Origin of the sequence: Escherichia sp. 94.0001 (assembly GCF_013369155.2) — a bacterium.
Taxonomy (GTDB): Bacteria; Pseudomonadota; Gammaproteobacteria; order Enterobacterales; family Enterobacteriaceae; genus Escherichia; species Escherichia coli_F.
Genome location: NZ_JABWMS020000006.1, coordinates 66,335 through 84,293, shown reverse-complemented (window position 1 = coordinate 84,293; position 17,959 = coordinate 66,335). Strand labels below are relative to the sequence as shown.

The window sequence follows — 17,959 nt, the reverse complement described above, 5'->3', positions numbered from 1 at the left end:
CATGACCACACAATATGGATTTTTTATCGATTCCAGCCGCTGTACTGGCTGTAAAACCTGCGAACTGGCGTGCAAAGATTTTAAAGATCTTGGCCCGGAAGTCAGTTTCCGCCGTGTTTATGAATATGCTGGCGGCGACTGGCAGGAAGATAATGGCGTCTGGCACCAGAACGTGTTCGCTTATTATCTCTCCATCTCCTGTAACCATTGCGATGACCCCGCATGTACAAAAGTCTGCCCCAGCGGCGCAATGCATAAGCGTGAAGATGGCTTTGTGGTGGTTGATGAAGATGTTTGTATCGGCTGCCGCTACTGCCACATGGCTTGTCCGTACGGCGCGCCACAGTACAATGCTGAAAAAGGGCACATGACGAAGTGCGATGGTTGTTATTCGCGCGTCGCCGAGGGGAAAGAACCCATATGTGTCGAATCCTGCCCGCTGCGTGCACTTGAATTCGGTCCAATTGAAGAGCTGCGCCAGAAGCACGGCACTCTGGCTGCCGTCGCGCCACTTCCGCGCGCGCATTTCACAAAACCCAATATTGTTATCAAACCTAACGCCAACAGCCGCCCGACCGGCGATACCACTGGTTACCTGGCTAATCCGGAGGAAGTGTAAAATGGGAAATGGATGGCACGAATGGCCACTGGTTATCTTTACCGTATTGGGCCAATGCGTAGTAGGCGCGCTGATTGTTAGCGGAATTGGCTGGTTCGCCAGCAAAAATGACGCAGACCGTCAGCGTATTGTCCGTGGCATGTTTTTCCTCTGGCTGTTGATGGGCATCGGGTTTATTGCCTCTGTCATGCACCTGGGATCGCCACTGCGAGCGTTTAACTCGCTGAATCGAATCGGAGCTTCTGGTCTGAGTAACGAGATTGCTGCCGGTTCCATATTTTTTGCCGTTGGCGGACTATGGTGGCTGGTGGCGGTCATCGGTAAAATGCCGCAAGCGTTGGGGAAACTCTGGTTACTTGTCAGCATGGCGCTCGGCGTCATTTTCGTCTGGATGATGACCTGCGTGTATCAAATCGACACCGTGCCAACCTGGCATAACGGTTACACTACGCTGGCTTTCTTCCTGACGGTATTGTTGAGCGGTCCAATACTTGCTGCCGCAATTCTGCGGGCAGCTCGCGTTACATTTAATACCACACCATTTGCCATCATTAGCGTTCTGGCGCTGATCGCTTGTGCCGGGGTGATTGTGCTGCAAGGTTTGTCTCTGGCGTCTATTCACTCATCCGTGCAACAAGCCAGCGCACTGGTACCAGATTACGCCTCCTTACAGGTCTGGCGTGTGGTATTGTTATGCACAGGTCTAGGATGCTGGCTTTGTCCGCTCATTCGTCGCCGTGAACCTCACGTTGCCGGACTTATTCTGGGGCTAATCCTCATACTCGGCGGTGAGATGATCGGGCGTGTGCTCTTTTATGGCCTGCACATGACGGTAGGAATGGCTATTGCAGGTTAACAAATTGGTGCGGGGCAACCCGCACATTTCAGGATGTTAGGAATGACCCATTTTTCACAGCAAGATAATTTTTCTGTCGCGGCGCGCGTGTTGGGCGCGCTGTTTTATTACGCTCCAGAGAGTGCAGAAGCCGCACCTCTGGTTGCGGTACTCACCAGTGACGGCTGGGAAACTCAGTGGCCTCTACCAGAAGCGTCATTAGCGCCGCTGGTGACGGCTTTTCAGGCACAGAGTGAAGAGACTCGCGCCCAGGCCTGGCAGCGTTTGTTTGTCGGCCCGTGGGCACTGCCGTCTCCGCCGTGGGGGTCGGTCTGGCTGGATCGCGAATCTGTGCTGTTTGGCGATTCAACATTGGCACTTCGTCAGTGGATGCGCGAGAAAGGCATTCAGTTTGAAATGAAGCAAAACGAACCGGAAGATCATTTTGGTTCACTGCTGTTGATGGCTGCGTGGTTGGCGGAGAATGGTCGCAAGACAGAATGCGAAGAATTGCTGGCATGGCACCTTTTTCCGTGGTCAACACGATTTCTTGACGTTTTTATCGAAAAAGCAGAACACCCTTTCTACCGTGCGCTGGGTGAACTGGCTCGCTTAACGCTGGCGCAATGGCAATCACAACTGTTGATTCCTGTCGCGGTTAAACCACTGTTTCGATAAAGTTGCCGCAATATTGCCGGATGGCGACAATCACGCGTTATTCGGCAACAATACGTTACAACGTCACGTATTTTATCGCTTTAAGCACGCACTGCTTTTGCCGATAACCTGTTTTGCCGCAAAATAGTCGCTCGTGTTTCATTGTCCATTTCTGCTCATGCACCATCTACACAGCTATCCGGATCTGCGCACTATGTTCCGCCGTCTGCTTATCGCAATAATAGTCGGTATTCTTGCGGCCTTTGCCGTTGCCGCGTTTCGTCACGCGATGCTGCTACTGGAATGGCTGTTCCTCAATAATGACTCCGGCAGTCTGGTCAATGCAGCGACGAATCTTTCTCCGTGGCGACGGCTGCTAACTCCGGCGCTCGGCGGACTGGCGGCGGGTTTGTTGCTGATGGGCTGGCAGAAATTTACCCAGCAACGCCCTCATGCGCCGACCGATTACATGGAAGCGTTGCAAACCGATGGTAAATTCGATTACGCAGCAAGCCTGGTTAAATCGCTTGCCTCTCTGCTGGTAGTAACTAGCGGCAGCGCAATTGGTCGCGAAGGTGCGATGATTCTTTTAGCTGCCCTTGCCGCCTCCTGTTTTGCTCAGCGTTTTACGTCACGCCAGGAGTGGAAATTATGGATTGCCTGTGGAGCTGCGGCGGGAATGGCTGCGGCTTACCGCGCCCCGCTTGCTGGCAGTTTATTTATAGCCGAAGTGCTGTTTGGCACTATGATGTTGGCCTCTCTCGGCCCGGTGATTATTTCCGCCGTCGTGGCGTTGCTGGTTAGCAATCTGATTAATCATAGCGACGCGTTACTCTACAGCGTACAACTCTCAGTGACGGTTCAGGCTCGTGACTATGCGCTGATTATCAGTACAGGTGTGCTGGCAGGTCTATGCGGACCAGTGTTGTTAACGTTAATGAACGCCAGTCATCGTGGATTTGTAAGTCTCAAACTTGCGCCCCCCTGTCAACTGGCACTCGGCGGGTTGATCGTGGGTCTGCTTTCTCTGTTCACCCCTGCCGTGTGGGGCAACGGCTATAGCACCGTACAATCCTTTTTAACCGCCCCGCCACTGTTAATGATCATTGCCGGGATCTTCCTTTGCAAACTGTTTGCCGTTCTGGCAAGTAGCGGTTCCGGCGCGCCTGGTGGTGTGTTTACACCGACACTCTTTATCGGTCTTGCCATTGGCATGTTGTATGGGCGTAGCCTGGGGTTATGGTTTCCTGATAGCGAAGAAATTACGCTTTTACTCGGATTGACCGGGATGGCGACACTGTTGGCGGCGACCACGCACGCGCCGATTATGTCGACGTTGATGATATGTGAAATGACCGGGGAGTATCAGCTACTCCCCGGTTTATTGATTGCCTGCGTAATTGCGTCGGTAATTTCGCGGACGTTACACCGTGACTCTATCTACCGCCAGCACACTGCGCAGCATAGCTAAGCGGATGTATTGCCCCAGTTCACGCTGTTCGGCGCGCGGTAAATAAGGCAGTTCACCAATGAGCGGTGCTGGAAGTTTTTTACCCAGCACATCAATGATTTCCGCATAATGCGCCAGTCCTGGGTTGATTCGGTTAGCCACCCAGCCAATGAGCGGCAGCCCGTCGTTGGCAATCGCCTGAGCTGTCAGAAGTGCATGGTTAATGCAACCTTCCTGAATACCGACAACCATCAACACCGGTAGTTGTTCCTGCACCACCCATTCAGAGAGCGGACGCAAATCATTCATCAGACTGCGCCAACCGCCAGTACCTTCGACCACCACATGATCGACTTTATCGGTCAGGTTTGCCAGGCCGTTTGAAATGAGGGTGTAATTGATTGGGCAACTATGCGCCACGCTACTTTCTTCTTCGCTTAACGCGATAGGATTAACTGCTTCATAAGGCAGTTCGATGGTTGAAACACTCTGCAACACCAGGGCATCTTTATTACGCAGCCCTTCGGGTGTCTCTTTGCTCCCCTTCGCTACGGGTTTATATCCCGCAACCGTTTTTCCCTGGGAGGCTAACGCTTGTAGCAATGCGCGGGAAACCACCGTTTTCCCTACAGAAGTGTCTGTACCTGTAATAAAGAAACGCTTCAGCATCACTAAGTCCACCGTTATGCTTCACAAATATAAACCAGGAAAATAATTAACCTTGAAAGTCTAAGTTATGCTTTCCTGGCCCAAATTGAGATAGCGCAAATTTTGGTAGAACAGTTAAAAAATGTTAACCCTGCAACAGACGAATCAACAAAGAACCGTTATACATCGCGTCTTTTACCAGCGCAGCGCCCGCCATCGTACCCTGGTTAGAAAACTGGGTACTCTCAACGCTAATGTGCTGACTATACGCAGGAAGGGCCTGCTGACGGATGCTATCCGAGATGACCGGGAAGAGGATATCTGCCGCTTTACTTAACGGTGAGCCAATCAGTATTTTTTGTGGGTTAAATAAATTCACCATGATGGCAAGAATGCGCCCAACATGTGCGCCTACCCCGGTAATGATGTCTTTTGCCAGCAGATCGCCGTGCAATGCCGCCTGACACAATGAGTCAACGGTTAACGGCTGTCCGTGTAACATCGAGCTCATGGATTGATTGAGACGCAGCTGTGCCAACTCAAGAATACTGTCCACACTGGCAATGGTTTCGAGGCAGCCGTGATTCCCGCAATAACAGCGTTTCCCATATGGGTCGACCTGCGTGTGACCAATCTCCACGAGGCTACTGCTGCCTGCGTGTAGCAGATGACCATCGGTAATGACGCCCGCCCCCACGTTGTGATCGATAACCACCTGAATCACATCGCGCGCCCCGCGTGAGGCACCAAACAAGGCCTCAGCCATCGTCCATGCGCTGATATCATGCTGAATATAAACCGGTACGCCGGTATGCTGCTCCAGCGCCTCGCCGAGCGGCATCTCTTTTACATCCTCGTAGAACGGCATGCGATGTACAATACCATTTTCCGTATCAATAATTCCCGGCAAGGTAATGGCAATAGAAGTCAGACGCTCAAGTTTTTTCTGATGGCGGATAAAAAACTGATCGATATGGGAAATGATACGATCCAACAATGGCGAGTCATCTTTTAACGCCAGTTCCTGCGACTCCTCCACCACCAGTTTGCTGCTCAGATCGCGCAAAGCAAGGAAAATCTCCCCGCGACTAATGCGCAGAGAAAGATAGTGCCAGGCTTCAGTTTCAACCACCAGCCCCACCGCCGGACGGCCACGGTTCCCCGCTTCTTTGATTTCCAGCTCTTGCACCAGGTGTGCTTCGAGCATCTCACGGACAATTTTGGTGATACTGGCAGGAGCCAGTTGCGCCAGACGGGAAAGATCGATACGCGAGACTGGACCAAGCTGATCAATCAGGCGATAAACCGCGCCCGCGTTGGTCTGCTTTATTTGATCAATGTGCCCAGGCTGGTTTTCAGCAACCACCGCATACTCCCTATATTTTCGCGCTCCGAAATAATCTGTAGGCTATGGTGAAGCACTTCAATACGTGTCGTCAAATTTTTACTTAGGCATGTGATTAACAGCACATTTTTCGGGCTTTTTCGCTGAAATTTCCCTCACCTGAGAGCATTCAGCAGATGAATACGAAAGTTACGCGCAGCCGGACTTTGTTCATGGTGTTTCGGCCAGACCAACCACATTTCAGAAACCGCATCCTCTTCAGCAATCGGCACCCAGCGCATTTCGTTGAGCTGAACACGTTTAAATGACGCAGGCAAAATTGAAACACCCAGACCAGCGGAAACCAGACCGATGATGGTCATTGCCTCACCCACCTCCTGAGTGATGACGGGCGTCAAATTGTAACGTCTCATCAGCCCGAGAATATCGTCATACAGCCCTGTCCCTACGTGCGGATCAAAAAAGACAAAGGGTTCTTTCGCCAGTTCAGCCAGCGTTACACTCGGGTTATTTGCCAGGGGATGATCGTGCGGGATCATCGCCATAAGCGGTTCATGGACGATGACTGCGTGTTCAAGCGTCTCCGGTAACGCTGTGTTACGCAGCAATCCCATATCCAGCGTTCCTTCAATGAGCGGAGCGATTTGCTCGCGAGTGTTCATTTCGCGGGTTTGTAAATGGACATCGGGATAATCACGACGAAACAGCGATAACGTATCGGACACCGCCCGAATAAAAGGAGCGGACGAAGTAAAACCAATGCGCAACTCCCCCGCTTCGCCCTGATGCAGCCTTTCAGCGCGAGCGGCAGCGTCATCCACCATAGACAGGATTTGCCTACTATCTGCAAGAAACTGTTTTCCTGCTTCCGTCAGCAATACACTGCGATTGGTCCTTGCCAGCAGTCGGGCACCAATTTGTTGCTCCAGCGCCTGAATCTGCTGACTTAGCGGTGGTTGCGAAATATTCAGGCGGGCAGCGGCGCGCCCGAAATGCAGCTCTTCCGCAACAGCAACAAAGTAACGCAGATGACGAAGTTCAATATTCATATTTAAAACATCTTATTTGAGATTATTAATATATTAGACAGAACAATTCGATTTTCCTAATCTATTCATAAGCCTGATCCACAGGCATATTTAGCAAGGATTTCAAGTGAGCCGTACTACAACTGTTGATGGCGCTCCGGCAAGCGTCACTGACAAGCAAAGCATTTCTCAGCCAAATCAATTTATTAAACGCGGTACGCCGCAATTTATGCGCGTCACCCTGGCGCTTTTCTCTGCCGGACTGGCAACCTTCGCACTTCTCTATTGTGTGCAACCTATCCTTCCGGTGCTTTCGCAGGAGTTTGGCTTAACGCCTGCGAACAGTAGTATTTCACTGTCCATTTCAACGGCGATGTTGGCTATCGGTTTGCTGTTTACTGGCCCGCTATCCGATGCCATTGGTCGCAAACCAGTGATGGTCACGGCGCTACTGTTGGCCTCCATTTGTACGTTACTTTCGACAATGATGACCAGCTGGCACGGCATTTTGATTATGCGCGCCTTGATTGGGCTTTCGTTAAGTGGCGTGGCAGCTGTTGGCATGACTTATCTTAGCGAGGAAATCCACCCCAGTTTCGTGGCCTTTTCGATGGGGTTGTATATCAGCGGCAACTCAATTGGCGGCATGAGCGGACGCTTAATTAGCGGTGTCTTCACGGACTTTTTCAACTGGCGAATTGCTCTGGCGGCTATCGGCTGTTTCGCGCTGGCCTCGGCGTTGATGTTCTGGAAAATCCTCCCGGAATCACGCCATTTTCGCCCGACTTCCCTGCGACCAAAGACGTTATTTATCAACTTTCGTCTGCACTGGCGTGACCGGGGATTGCCGTTATTGTTCGCAGAAGGCTTTTTGCTGATGGGGTCGTTCGTCACGCTGTTTAATTACATCGGCTATCGGTTGATGCTTTCCCCCTGGCATGTCAGTCAGGCCGTGGTTGGCTTATTATCGCTGGCTTATTTGACCGGTACATGGAGCTCACCCAAAGCCGGAACCATGACCACCCGCTATGGGCGCGGTCCAGTGATGTTGTTTTCGACGGGGGTTATGCTGTTTGGTTTACTGATGACCTTATTCAGCTCGCTGTGGCTAATCTTTGCCGGAATGTTACTCTTCTCAGCCGGATTCTTCGCAGCCCACTCAGTTGCCAGCAGCTGGATCGGCCCCCGCGCAAAACGCGCTAAAGGCCAGGCCTCCTCGCTGTATCTGTTCAGTTACTATCTGGGGTCGAGTATTGCCGGGACGCTGGGTGGTGTTTTCTGGCATAACTATGGCTGGTACGGCGTCGGCGCATTTATTGCTCTGATGCTGGTCATTGCTCTACTGGTCGGGACGCGTTTGCATCGTCGTCTGCACGCCTAAAAATAAGTCCGGACTGCGGTAAATACCCATCCGGACTTATTGCCTGCTCAAACCAACGTTAATAGCCATCCTAAAATAGACGAAGCGCCAGCCAATTCCCGCAGCGCATCTAGTGTCATCAGGATTATAAATATCCAAAGAAACGGATTCATTTTGCTGTGTGTCATTTATTACTGATGCGCAGGTATTGTACTGCTTTGTACGTAGTAAAATAGTTAACCCGATCAAGACTACTATTATTGGTAGCTGAATTTTCCTTAAGTCACAATACGTTATTATCAATTCTGTAATTTGTTCTGCTATTGTACATATCGTTACACGCTGAAACCAACCACTCACGGAAGTCTGCCATTCCCAGGGATATAGTTATTTCAACGGCCCCGCAGTGGGGTTAAATGAAAAAACAAATTGAGGGTATGACAATGAAAAAAGTATTAGCTCTGGTTGTTGCCGCTGCTATGGGTCTGTCTTCTGCCGCCTTTGCTGCAGAGACTGCGACCACACCTGCTCCGACTGCGACGACCACCAAAGCAGCGCCGGCGAAAACTACACATCATAAAAAACAGCATAAAGCAGCACCTGCCCAGAAAGCGCAGGCGGCTAAAAAGCATCATAAAAATGCGAAAGCTGAACAGAAAGCCCCTGAACAAAAAGCGCAGGCAGCGAAGAAACACGCCAAGAAACACAGCCATCAGCAACCGGCAAAACCTGCTGCACAACCCGCAGCGTAAGTTTTCAACAGTAATGCTGGCGCGCCCCCTCGCGCCTGAAAATTACGGTGCTAAGCGGGTAACGTTTAGCACCGCCTTTAGCGGAGGGTAGTATGGTGGGCCGTTATCGCTTTGAGTTCATTCTTATCATCCTTATTTTATGCGCACTGATTGCCACCCGTTTTTATCTTTCCTGATCGTAGTTATCTGATTTTACTCCCACTTTCATCCCGTCCCGTCTATAGTATTTATGAGGGTTTACTTTTAATAATCATAATTACCCACCAGAGTGTGATATGCGTACAACCATTGCTGTAGTGTTGGGTGCAATTAGTTTGACGTCTGCTTTTGTGTTTGCAGATAAACCAGACGTTGCCAAATCGGCAAACGATGAGGTCAGCACCCTGTTTTTTGGTCATGATGATCGTGTGCCAGTGAATGACACGACCCAATCACCGTGGGATGCGGTTGGGCAACTGGAAACGGCCAGCGGCAATTTATGTACGGCGACGCTGATTGCACCCAATCTGGCATTAACGGCAGGACACTGTTTATTGACGCCGCCAAAGGGTAAAGCCGATAAAGCGGTGGCGCTGCGTTTTGTGTCAAATAAAGGTCTTTGGCGCTATGAGATCCACGACATAGAAGGCCGCGTTGACCCGACACTGGGAAAGCGGTTAAAAGCAGATGGGGATGGTTGGATTGTTCCTCCCGCAGCTGCGCCGTGGGACTTCGGTTTGATTGTGCTACGTAATCCCCCTTCTGGCATTACACCGTTGCCGTTATTTGCGGGAGATAAAGCCGCACTTACCGCCGCATTAAAAGCGGCAGGTCGAAAAGTGACTCAAGCGGGATATCCTGAAGATCACCTCGATACGCTATACAGTCATCAAAATTGCGAAGTAACTGGCTGGGCGCAAACGTCGGTGATGTCGCATCAGTGCGATACTTTGCCGGGTGATAGCGGTTCGCCACTGATGTTGCATACCGATGACGGCTGGCAGTTAATTGGCGTGCAAAGTTCGGCTCCTGCCGCGAAAGATCGCTGGCGTGCCGATAACCGGGCCATTTCTGTCACTGGTTTTCGCGACAAGCTAGACCAACTTTTGCAAAAATAGCATTCAAACGCTGCCCGACAGCACGGGCAGCGTGTTCATCAGGCAAACTTCACCATAATCATTCCAGCCAACAGCAAGACCAGACCAATCCAGCCTTTGCGATTTAAACGTTGACCAAACAAAACCCAACCTGCGACTAACGTGGCGGCAATACCAAATCCGCCCCACAATGCATAGGCTACAGACAAGTCAATCCCTTTAACGGCTTGAGAAAGCGCACTAAAGGCAGCCAACACCGCCGCCAGGGAGAGCAAACCATAGATTTTGCGACGAAAGCCGTCAGAAAATTTCAAAAAGACATTAGCAACGATTTCCAGCACGATTGCCAATGCCAGCCAGACGGCGTGTACCCATTCAAACTGCGCCATGGTTCACCTCCGGCTCAGGTTTACACGCTTTACGGGTACCTGATTTGATTAATACAATCCCAGCCACCAGGGTCGTTAACCCGGCAATTTTCATCAGCGATAAACTTTCATCGAATAACAAAACGCTAAACAAGGTAATCAATAAAATACCGATACCTTCCCACAGCGCATAAGCTACGCCTAAGGCGATTTTTTTAACGGCGAAGGAGAGAAATATATACGACAGAGAAATCATCACCAGCATTAAAATAAAACCGCCATTACCCTCACTGACGCTCGCCCATTTCATTGACAGCGTGCCGGTAATTTCCGTAGCAATAGCCAGACCTAATAAAATCCAATAAATATACATCGTCCTTCTCCTGCAAGAGAATTATTTTATCTTTCGCTCAATTCAGCGAAACCAGAGCAAAGTGATCAAGCCCCGCGCATAGCGCAAGGTTAGGCAGAAGAAAGGACTAAAGCGCGTTGCGCCAGTGCTGCTCACCTACGAGCAAAATAGTGGATGAGGTACGAAGATGGGTAAATGTAGAAAATAACGTCCTGAACAAATTGTCCATAATATTACAATTATCCGCAGTGTTGCTTCTCATCATCGCGGATGATAATTGTCCTCGGTAGTTGAACACGCCTGATTTGTATCATAGCTTAAGAATTAACTCAAAATATTTTCACTTCTTTACCCGAGCGGATTGATTTTCGTTATGATGACGGAACGAAAAAGACATTATTATTAGCAAAGGAAGAAAAAACGGGGACAAGCATGGCAAAGCCGATCATCACGCTCAATGGTCTAAAAATCGTCATTATGTTAGGAATGCTGGTCATTATTCTCTGTGGTATCCGTTTTGCCGCCGAGATCATCGTGCCGTTTATTCTCGCATTATTTATTGCTGTTATTCTTAACCCGCTGGTGCAACACATGGTCCGCTGGCGAGTGCCGCGTGTACTGGCGGTGTCGATTTTGATGACCATCATCGTGATGGCGATGGTGTTGCTGTTAGCTTATCTGGGTTCCGCGCTCAACGAGTTGACGCGGACGTTACCGCAATATCGCAACTCTATTATGACGCCGCTGCAAGCTCTTGAACCGTTGTTGCAACGCGTAGGGATTGACGTCTCAGTTGACCAACTGGCGCATTACATTGATCCGAACGCGGCGATGACGTTGCTCACCAATCTACTGACGCAGTTATCTAATGCCATGTCATCAATATTTTTATTGCTGCTGACGGTGTTGTTTATGCTGCTCGAAGTGCCACAATTGCCCGGAAAATTTCAGCAAATGATGGCGCGTCCGGTTGAAGGGATGGCGGCGATTCAGCGTGCGATTGACAGTGTGTCTCATTATCTGGTGCTGAAAACAGCCATCAGCATCATCACCGGCCTGGTCGCCTGGGCGATGCTCGCCGCACTCGATGTTCGCTTCGCTTTTGTCTGGGGATTGCTGGCCTTTGCGCTTAATTACATCCCGAATATTGGTTCAGTCCTCGCGGCAATCCCCCCTATCGCTCAGGTACTGGTGTTTAATGGCTTCTACGAAGCGTTGCTGGTGCTGGCGGGATATCTGCTGATTAATCTGGTCTTCGGCAATATTCTGGAGCCGCGGATCATGGGGCGTGGGCTGGGGCTTTCCACATTGGTGGTATTTCTGTCGTTGATTTTTTGGGGATGGTTGTTAGGACCGGTGGGTATGCTGCTTTCCGTGCCGTTGACAATTATTGTCAAAATTGCCCTTGAACAATCAGCAGGAGGTCAAAGCATCGCCGTTCTGTTAAGCGATCTCAATAAAGAGTGACGGCCTCCGAAGAGGCCGTCAGCGTTACAGAGCTTTCAGGATTGCATCCACGCTGGCTTTGGCGTCACCAAACAGCATGTGGGTGTTTTCCTTGAAGAACAGCGGGTTTTGCACACCAGCATAGCCAGTGTTCATCGAACGTTTAAAGACAATCACGTTCTGCGCTTTCCACACTTCCAGCACAGGCATACCAGCAATCGGACTCTTCGGATCATCCTGCGCCGCCGGGTTAACCGTATCGTTAGCACCAATCACCAGTACGGTATCGGTATCAGCGAAGTCATCGTTGATCTCGTCCATTTCCAGTACGATGTCATACGGTACTTTTGCTTCAGCCAGCAATACGTTCATATGCCCAGGCAAACGCCCCGCAACCGGGTGGATACCGAAACGCACATTGATACCACGAGCGCGCAGTTTCTCGGTAATTTCAGCGACAGGATATTGCGCCTGCGCGACTGCCATGCCGTACCCCGGAGTAATGATCACTGAATGGGAGTTTTTCAGTAATTCCGCTGTCTCTTCTGCGGTGATTTCGCGGTGCTCACCCACTTCCTGATCATCACCAGTAGAAGAGCCGTCGGTGCCGAAACCACCCGCAATAACGCTGATAAAGGAACGGTTCATCGCCTTACACATAATGTAAGAAAGGATTGCCCCCGAAGAACCGACCAGCGCGCCGGTCACGATCAGCAGGTCGTTGCTAAGCATAAAGCCCGCTGCAGCTGCCGCCCAACCAGAGTATGAGTTCAGCATTGACACGACGACTGGCATATCTGCACCACCGATGGAGGCGACTAAATGCCAGCCAAATACCAGCGCAATGGCGGTCATTATCAGCAATGCCAGCACTTGCAGGCCGACGCTGTCCGTGCGAACAAATACAATCAGCAGCAGGAAGGAAACGACCAGAGCCGCCAGGTTCATTTTGTGACGGTTTGGCAGCATCAACGGTTTAGACGAAATCTTGCCACACAGTTTGCCGAACGCCACCACCGACCCCGTGAACGTTACCGCCCCGATGAAGATACCGAGGAACACTTCCGTCAGGTGAATATTGACCAGAATCGGTTCCATTCCCGCGTCATGATGCAGATAGCTGTTAAAACCAACCAGTACTGCTGCCAGACCCACGAAGCTATGCAGGATTGCCACCAGTTCTGGCATTTCGGTCATTTCAACTTTCTTCGCCAGGCGGATACCAATTGCCCCACCGATGACCATCGCCAACAAGATCCAGCCAACATTACCCGTATCCGGTCCAAAGATGGTTGCGATTAACGCAATCGCCATCCCGGCGATACCGAAGTTGTTACCCTGGCGAGACGTTTCATGTTTCGAAAGCCCGGCCAGACTGAAGATAAACAGGATCGCGGCAACAATGTATGCAGCTGTAACTAATCCTCCAGACATATGTTACCCCTTAATTTTTGCGGAACATTTTCAGCATGCGCTGAGTCACGGTGAAGCCACCGAAAATATTAATGCTGGCTATAAGCACCGCGATAAAACTAAGGAAGCTAACCCAGCCGCCCTGGCCAATCTGCAACAGTGCTCCGACAACAATAATCCCTGAAATCGCGTTGGTGACCGACATCAACGGTGTATGCAGCGCGTGCGAAACATTCCACACCACGTAATAGCCGACAACGCACGCCAGCGCGAAAACGGTGAAGTGCCCAAGAAACTCTTTCGGCGCAACGCTTGCCAGCCAGCCGAAAAGGATAATTGCCAGCGCCATCAACGCGTATTTACGCCACGGTGAGCAGGTACATTTTTCCTCAGTTTTCACTTCCGGTGCCGCTTTTTGTGCCGCCTGCGGCTGAGCTGATACCTGAATCGGCGGTGCCGGCCAGGTAATTTCGCCAGCACGGATCACGGTCACACCGCGAATCACCACATCATCAAAATCAACCGTGATGTTGCCGTCTTTCTCTTTGCACAACAGTTTCAGCAGATTAACGAGGTTAGTGCCGTAAAGCTGTGAGGATTGCGTCGGCAGACGGCCCGGAAGATCGGTATAACCAATCACTTTGACACCATTTTCCGTAGTGAAAATTTCACCCGGTACGGTGTATTCACAGTTGCCGCCGTTTTGGGCTGCCAGGTCGACAATCACACTGCCCGACTTCATGGAGTCAACCATCTCACGGGTAATCAGCTTCGGCGCTGGTTTGCCTGGAATAAGCGCGGTGGTGACAATGATATCGACCTCTTTTGCCTGGGCGGCAAAGAGCTCCATTTCCGCTTTGATGAACGCATCCGACATCACTTTGGCATAGCCATCGCCGCTGCCCGCTTCCTCTTTAAAGTCCAGCTCGAGGAATTCCGCGCCCATACTTTGAACTTGTTCTTTCACTTCCGGGCGGGTGTCGAATGCACGCACAATCGCGCCGAGACTATTGGCTGCGCCAATGGCGGCCAGACCTGCAACACCCGCACCAATCACCATCACTTTTGCCGGTGGCACTTTCCCTGCCGCCGTGATTTGCCCGGTAAAGAAGCGCCCAAATTCATGTGCCGCTTCAACAATGGCGCGATAACCAGCGATGTTCGCCATCGAACTGAGTGCGTCAAGCGATTGTGCGCGTGAGATACGCGGCACAGAGTCCATCGCCATCACGGTCACGTTACGTTCCGCAAGTTTTTGCATTAATTCCGGATTCTGCGCAGGCCAGATAAAACTCACCAGCGTTGTCCCTGGATTCAGTAACGCAATTTCATCATCTAACGGCGCATTGACCTTCAGAATGATCTCTGACTGCCAGACGTTATTCCCTTCTACAATTTCGGCGCCCGCTTGCACAAACGCTTTATCGTCAAAACTTGCCAGTTGACCCGCGCCGCTCTCTACCGCGACGGTAAAACCCAGTTTCAGCAGCTGTTCCACTGTTTTTGGCGTTGCTGCAACACGGGTTTCATTGGTTAACCGTTCTCTTGGTATGCCAATTCGCATGATATTCCCTTCCATCGGTTTTATTGATGATGGTTTGCCTGTGTCAGGATCCACACAAGCCGCTCATGTACGAGCTAAATGTTACTCCGTTAAAATAAATTAGTAACAAACGCCCTATAACGTACTGAAAATTATGCCTGTGATCTAGCGCCAAAAATCAGTATTTCGGCGTGAACTCGCAAAATATTAACGATTCAGCCGTGATAGTGGGATAAACACCTTAGAACGCTAGATAAAGACTGATAATTATCTTCGGTGGACAGGTAAAACGTGATATCGCCCCGGCACGAATCATTACTTAACATTAAATTAACTTATACAATTCAGTTGCTTCAGTAGTATTGATGCTGATACGGCTGTTTTTTAAGCATAGACCGTCATTTGAACAGGATTAAAATTGGCTTAAGGAATGTGATATGAAAAATGACGCAGACAGTTACACCGTTTAAATGCAATAATCAGCCACGTTTCTCGTTAATAACAATACCAGTACCTGGTTTGCGCAAGGCGAAGGATTATTTTTATGAAGCTTAAGAACACCCTCCTGGCGTCGGCACTGCTTTCTGCTACGGCCTTTTCCGTTAACGCAGCAACAGAACTGACACCGGAGCAAGCGGCAGCGGTTAAACCTTTTGACCGTGTAGTGGTTACCGGTCGTTTTAATGCTATTGGCGAAGCGGTGAAAGCCGTTTCTCGTCGCGCTGATAAAGAAGGTGCCGCCTCTTTTTATGTTGTCGACACTTCTGATTTTGGTAACAGCGGTAACTGGCGTGTGGTCGCTGACCTCTATAAAGCCGATGCTGAAAAAGCCGAAGAAACAAGTAATCGCGTTATCAACGGTGTTGTCGAACTGCCAAAAGATCAGGCCGTTCTGATTGAACCGTTTGATACGGTTACCGTTCAGGGCTTCTATCGTAGCCAGCCTGAAGTCAATGACGCCATCACCAAAGCGGCAAAAGCGAAAGGCGCTTACGCTTTCTACATTGTTCGTCAAATCGATGCTAACCAGGGCGGTAACCAGCGCATTACAGCGTTCATCTATAAAAAAGATGCTAAGAAACGCGTCGTACAAAGCCCGGATGTGATCCCGGCAGATTCCGAAGCGGGACGTGCAGCTCTGGCTGCGGGTGGCGAAGCAGCGAAGAAAGTAGAGATCCCAGGGGTTGCGACAACCGCATCACCAAGTTCTGAAGTTGGTCGCTTCTTTGAAACCCAGTCATCAAAAGGCGGGCGTTACACTGTCACGCTTCCTGATGGTACCAAAGTCGAAGAACTGAACAAAGCAACAGCAGCGATGATGGTTCCATTCGACAGCATCAAATTCTCTGGCAACTATGGCAACATGACCGAAGTCTCCTATCAGGTTGCGAAACGTGCCGCGAAGAAAGGCGCTAAGTATTACCACATCACCCGCCAGTGGCAGGAACGTGGTAATAACCTCACCGTTAGCGCAGATCTGTATAAATAACTATTCAGTTACCACTATAAGGCGGCTTAATGCCGCCTTTCGCATTTTTAGTCACAAATTTCCCCACGACCATTGCATGCAGACACATCTCTTCGTAAAATCCCGCGCTTCAGTGGCAAACTCCATTTTTATGCGTTTTGCCCTAATATTTATTCTTCTAATCACGTTTTAACCACTGGATATCGATGGAAAAGAAACTGGGACTGAGCGCACTCACCGCGCTGGTATTAAGCTCAATGCTGGGCGCGGGTGTTTTCAGTCTGCCGCAAAATATGGCGGCAGTTGCCAGCCCGGCAGCACTGCTCATCGGCTGGAGCATTACTGGTGCTGGCATTTTATTGCTGGCCTTTGCCATGCTGATCCTCACACGCATTCGCCCCGAGCTTGACGGCGGCATCTTTACCTATGCCCGCGAAGGGTTTGGTGAGTTAATCGGCTTTTGTTCCGCATGGGGGTACTGGCTGTGCGCGGTTATCGCCAACGTCTCCTATCTGGTGATCGTTTTTTCCGCGTTAAGCTTTTTTACGGACACGCCGGAATTGCGTCTGTTTGGCGATGGCAATACCTGGCAATCGATCGTCGGTGCCTCGGCTTTATTGTGGATTGTTCACTTTTTGATCCTGCGCGGGGTACAAACCGCTGCCAGCATTAACCTGGTGGCGACACTGGCAAAATTGTTGCCGCTGGGCCTGTTTATTGTGCTGGCGATGATGATGTTCAAACTGGACACCTTCAAGCTCGACTTTACTGGCCTTGCACTTGGCGTACCGGTATGGGAACAGGTGAAAAACACCATGCTGATCACTCTGTGGGTTTTCATTGGTGTGGAAGGTGCTGTGGTCGTTTCGGCGCGTGCGCGTAATAAACGTGATGTAGGTAAAGCAACACTGCTGGCGGTTCTCTCCGCTCTGGGCGTTTACTTGCTGGTAACCCTGCTTTCGCTGGGCGTGGTAGCACGTCCTGAACTGGCTGAAATTCGTAACCCGTCAATGGCCGGTCTGATGGTGGAAATGATGGGACCGTGGGGCGAAATCATCATCGCTGCCGGTTTGATCGTTTCCGTTTGCGGTGCGTACTTAAGCTGGACCATCATGGCGGCAGAAGTTCCGTTCCTGGCAGCCACCCATAAAGCATTCCCGCGCATTTTTGCGCGCCAGAACGCACAAGCCGCGCCATCCGCCTCACTGTGGCTGACCAATATCTGCGTGCAAATTTGTCTGGTACTGATCTGGCTGACCGGTTCCGATTACAACACGTTGCTGACCATCGCCTCAGAAATGATTCTGGTACCTTATTTCCTGGTCGGCGCGTTCTTGCTGAAAATTGCAACCCGTCCACTGCATAAAGCGGTAGGTGTCGGTGCCTGCATTTATGGCTTATGGTTATTGTACGCCTCTGGTCCAATGCATCTGCTGTTGTCCGTCGTTCTGTATGCGCCAGGGCTACTGGTCTTCCTGTACGCGCGTAAAACGCATACACATGATAATGTACTGAATCGTCAGGAAATGGTGCTGATTGGCATGCTGTTAATTGCCTCAGTTCCGGCGACCTGGATGCTGGTGGGATAACGTTCATCCC

The 17,959-nt window shown here is 50.6% G+C and carries 20 protein-coding genes; 11 read left to right on the top strand and 9 right to left on the bottom strand.

Going from position 1 to position 17,959, the window contains the following annotated elements; all coding sequences use genetic code 11:
- Position 1 precedes the first annotated feature (1 nt).
- From ynfG to clcB, 4 genes are all read left to right on the top strand, one after another.
- Positions 2–619 carry a DMSO reductase like molybdoenzyme iron-sulfur subunit YnfG gene (ynfG, locus tag HEN33_RS05115; protein ID WP_176263012.1) on the top strand — a complete coding sequence of 206 codons (618 nt, stop codon included), beginning with the start codon at positions 2–4 and terminating at the stop codon, positions 617–619.
- A 1-nt stretch (position 620) separates the two neighbouring features.
- Positions 621–1,475 carry a selenate reductase membrane anchor subunit YnfH gene (gene ynfH, locus HEN33_RS05110; RefSeq protein ID WP_105277002.1) on the top strand — a complete coding sequence of 285 codons (855 nt, stop codon included), beginning with the start codon at positions 621–623 and terminating at the stop codon, positions 1,473–1,475.
- 42 nt (positions 1,476–1,517) lie between these two features.
- Positions 1,518–2,132, top strand: a complete 615-nt coding sequence (gene dmsD / locus HEN33_RS05105; RefSeq protein WP_032184289.1) for a Tat proofreading chaperone DmsD — start codon at positions 1,518–1,520, stop codon at positions 2,130–2,132.
- Between the two features lie 157 nt (positions 2,133–2,289).
- Positions 2,290–3,582: a voltage-gated ClC-type chloride channel ClcB gene (gene clcB / locus HEN33_RS05100; RefSeq protein WP_176263011.1), complete on the top strand. Its 1,293-nt coding sequence runs from the start codon at positions 2,290–2,292 to the stop codon at positions 3,580–3,582.
- On the opposite strand, the gene bioD is transcribed toward clcB, so the two are convergent.
- The 3 genes from bioD to HEN33_RS05085 all read right to left on the bottom strand — a co-directional run bounded on the left by bioD (position 3,535) and on the right by HEN33_RS05085 (position 6,603).
- Positions 3,535–4,230, bottom strand: a complete 696-nt coding sequence (bioD, locus tag HEN33_RS05095; protein WP_000919226.1) for a dethiobiotin synthase — start codon at positions 4,228–4,230, stop codon at positions 3,535–3,537. The genes clcB and bioD overlap by 48 nt on opposite strands.
- A gap of 124 nt (positions 4,231–4,354) precedes the next feature.
- Complete coding sequence (gene mlc / locus HEN33_RS05090; RefSeq protein ID WP_105267470.1) at positions 4,355–5,575, bottom strand: sugar metabolism global transcriptional regulator Mlc; 1,221 nt, start codon at positions 5,573–5,575, stop codon at positions 4,355–4,357.
- Between the two features lie 134 nt (positions 5,576–5,709).
- Positions 5,710–6,603, bottom strand: a complete 894-nt coding sequence (locus tag HEN33_RS05085) for a LysR family transcriptional regulator (protein ID WP_001019560.1) — start codon at positions 6,601–6,603, stop codon at positions 5,710–5,712.
- A 106-nt stretch (positions 6,604–6,709) separates the two neighbouring features.
- Between HEN33_RS05085 and HEN33_RS05080 the strand changes: the two genes are divergently transcribed.
- A complete protein-coding gene (locus tag HEN33_RS05080; protein ID WP_176263010.1) occupies positions 6,710–7,963 on the top strand; it encodes an MFS transporter in 1,254 nt (417 codons plus the stop codon).
- Between the two features lie 47 nt (positions 7,964–8,010).
- Here the strand turns inward: HEN33_RS05080 and HEN33_RS27075 are convergent, their stop codons facing one another.
- Complete coding sequence (locus tag HEN33_RS27075) at positions 8,011–8,115, bottom strand: KPN_01571 family protein (RefSeq protein ID WP_350224092.1); 105 nt, start codon at positions 8,113–8,115, stop codon at positions 8,011–8,013.
- A 270-nt stretch (positions 8,116–8,385) separates the two neighbouring features.
- On the opposite strand from HEN33_RS27075, the gene asr reads away from it, so the two are divergent.
- The 3 genes from asr to HEN33_RS05065 all read left to right on the top strand — a co-directional run bounded on the left by asr (position 8,386) and on the right by HEN33_RS05065 (position 9,791).
- Positions 8,386–8,694 (top strand): acid resistance repetitive basic protein Asr, encoded by a 309-nt coding sequence (gene asr / locus HEN33_RS05075; protein WP_001362115.1) that lies wholly within the window; start codon positions 8,386–8,388, stop codon positions 8,692–8,694.
- Between the two features lie 92 nt (positions 8,695–8,786).
- Positions 8,787–8,870: a hypothetical protein gene (locus HEN33_RS05070; protein WP_000233092.1), complete on the top strand. Its 84-nt coding sequence runs from the start codon at positions 8,787–8,789 to the stop codon at positions 8,868–8,870.
- 99 nt (positions 8,871–8,969) lie between these two features.
- A complete protein-coding gene (locus HEN33_RS05065) occupies positions 8,970–9,791 on the top strand; it encodes a trypsin-like serine peptidase (RefSeq protein WP_001260847.1) in 822 nt (273 codons plus the stop codon).
- 38 nt (positions 9,792–9,829) lie between these two features.
- Here HEN33_RS05065 and mdtI read toward each other — a convergent pair whose 3' ends face one another.
- The 3 genes from mdtI to HEN33_RS27070 all read right to left on the bottom strand — a co-directional run bounded on the left by mdtI (position 9,830) and on the right by HEN33_RS27070 (position 10,788).
- The gene (gene mdtI, locus HEN33_RS05060) at positions 9,830–10,159 is read right to left on the bottom strand and encodes a multidrug/spermidine efflux SMR transporter subunit MdtI (protein ID WP_000046674.1); all 330 of its coding nucleotides are present in this window, start codon (positions 10,157–10,159) and stop codon (positions 9,830–9,832) included.
- Entirely contained in the window at positions 10,146–10,511 is a 366-nt protein-coding gene (mdtJ, locus tag HEN33_RS05055) for a multidrug/spermidine efflux SMR transporter subunit MdtJ (RefSeq protein ID WP_000276155.1), read from the bottom strand. Before mdtJ ends, mdtI begins: the two co-directional genes overlap by 14 nt.
- A 106-nt stretch (positions 10,512–10,617) precedes the next feature.
- Positions 10,618–10,788 carry a protein YdgV gene (locus HEN33_RS27070; RefSeq protein WP_085948401.1) on the bottom strand — a complete coding sequence of 57 codons (171 nt, stop codon included), beginning with the start codon at positions 10,786–10,788 and terminating at the stop codon, positions 10,618–10,620.
- A 134-nt stretch (positions 10,789–10,922) separates the two neighbouring features.
- Here HEN33_RS27070 and tqsA point away from each other — a divergent pair, with 134 nt between their 5' ends.
- Positions 10,923–11,957 (top strand): AI-2 transporter TqsA, encoded by a 1,035-nt coding sequence (gene tqsA / locus HEN33_RS05050; protein WP_001118237.1) that lies wholly within the window; start codon positions 10,923–10,925, stop codon positions 11,955–11,957.
- A gap of 24 nt (positions 11,958–11,981) precedes the next feature.
- Here tqsA and pntB read toward each other — a convergent pair whose 3' ends face one another.
- Both pntB and pntA read right to left on the bottom strand, forming a co-directional pair.
- A complete protein-coding gene (pntB, locus tag HEN33_RS05045; RefSeq protein WP_000014044.1) occupies positions 11,982–13,370 on the bottom strand; it encodes a Re/Si-specific NAD(P)(+) transhydrogenase subunit beta in 1,389 nt (462 codons plus the stop codon).
- A 10-nt stretch (positions 13,371–13,380) separates the two neighbouring features.
- The gene (pntA, locus tag HEN33_RS05040) at positions 13,381–14,913 is read right to left on the bottom strand and encodes a Re/Si-specific NAD(P)(+) transhydrogenase subunit alpha (protein ID WP_001219378.1); all 1,533 of its coding nucleotides are present in this window, start codon (positions 14,911–14,913) and stop codon (positions 13,381–13,383) included.
- Positions 14,914–15,436: 523 nt separating this feature from the next.
- On the opposite strand from pntA, the gene ydgH reads away from it, so the two are divergent.
- A complete protein-coding gene (gene ydgH, locus HEN33_RS05035; RefSeq protein ID WP_000769317.1) occupies positions 15,437–16,381 on the top strand; it encodes a DUF1471 family protein YdgH in 945 nt (314 codons plus the stop codon).
- A gap of 185 nt (positions 16,382–16,566) precedes the next feature.
- A complete protein-coding gene (locus tag HEN33_RS05030) occupies positions 16,567–17,949 on the top strand; it encodes an amino acid permease (RefSeq protein ID WP_000412394.1) in 1,383 nt (460 codons plus the stop codon).
- Positions 17,950–17,959: the final 10 nt, after the last annotated feature.

Excerpts from the sequence above, each read along its gene's own strand:
- mdtI (WP_000046674.1), bottom strand. The coding sequence starts at position 10,159 with ATGGCGCAGTTTGAATGGGTACACGCCGTCTGGCTGGCATTGGCAATC.
- ydgH (WP_000769317.1), top strand. The coding sequence starts at position 15,437 with ATGAAGCTTAAGAACACCCTCCTGGCGTCGGCACTGCTTTCTGCTACG.
- tqsA (WP_001118237.1), top strand. The coding sequence starts at position 10,923 with ATGGCAAAGCCGATCATCACGCTCAATGGTCTAAAAATCGTCATTATG.
- pntA (WP_001219378.1), bottom strand. The coding sequence starts at position 14,913 with ATGCGAATTGGCATACCAAGAGAACGGTTAACCAATGAAACCCGTGTT.
- dmsD (WP_032184289.1), top strand. The coding sequence starts at position 1,518 with ATGACCCATTTTTCACAGCAAGATAATTTTTCTGTCGCGGCGCGCGTG.
- HEN33_RS05070 (WP_000233092.1), top strand. The coding sequence starts at position 8,787 with ATGGTGGGCCGTTATCGCTTTGAGTTCATTCTTATCATCCTTATTTTA.
- clcB (WP_176263011.1), top strand. The coding sequence starts at position 2,290 with ATGCACCATCTACACAGCTATCCGGATCTGCGCACTATGTTCCGCCGT.
- ynfG (WP_176263012.1), top strand. The coding sequence starts at position 2 with ATGACCACACAATATGGATTTTTTATCGATTCCAGCCGCTGTACTGGC.
- HEN33_RS05030 (WP_000412394.1), top strand. The coding sequence starts at position 16,567 with ATGGAAAAGAAACTGGGACTGAGCGCACTCACCGCGCTGGTATTAAGC.
- asr (WP_001362115.1), top strand. The coding sequence starts at position 8,386 with ATGAAAAAAGTATTAGCTCTGGTTGTTGCCGCTGCTATGGGTCTGTCT.
- HEN33_RS05065 (WP_001260847.1), top strand. The coding sequence starts at position 8,970 with ATGCGTACAACCATTGCTGTAGTGTTGGGTGCAATTAGTTTGACGTCT.
- bioD (WP_000919226.1), bottom strand. The coding sequence starts at position 4,230 with ATGCTGAAGCGTTTCTTTATTACAGGTACAGACACTTCTGTAGGGAAA.
- mdtJ (WP_000276155.1), bottom strand. The coding sequence starts at position 10,511 with ATGTATATTTATTGGATTTTATTAGGTCTGGCTATTGCTACGGAAATT.
- HEN33_RS05085 (WP_001019560.1), bottom strand. The coding sequence starts at position 6,603 with ATGAATATTGAACTTCGTCATCTGCGTTACTTTGTTGCTGTTGCGGAA.
- ynfH (WP_105277002.1), top strand. The coding sequence starts at position 621 with ATGGGAAATGGATGGCACGAATGGCCACTGGTTATCTTTACCGTATTG.
- pntB (WP_000014044.1), bottom strand. The coding sequence starts at position 13,370 with ATGTCTGGAGGATTAGTTACAGCTGCATACATTGTTGCCGCGATCCTG.
- HEN33_RS27075 (WP_350224092.1), bottom strand. The coding sequence starts at position 8,115 with ATGAATCCGTTTCTTTGGATATTTATAATCCTGATGACACTAGATGCG.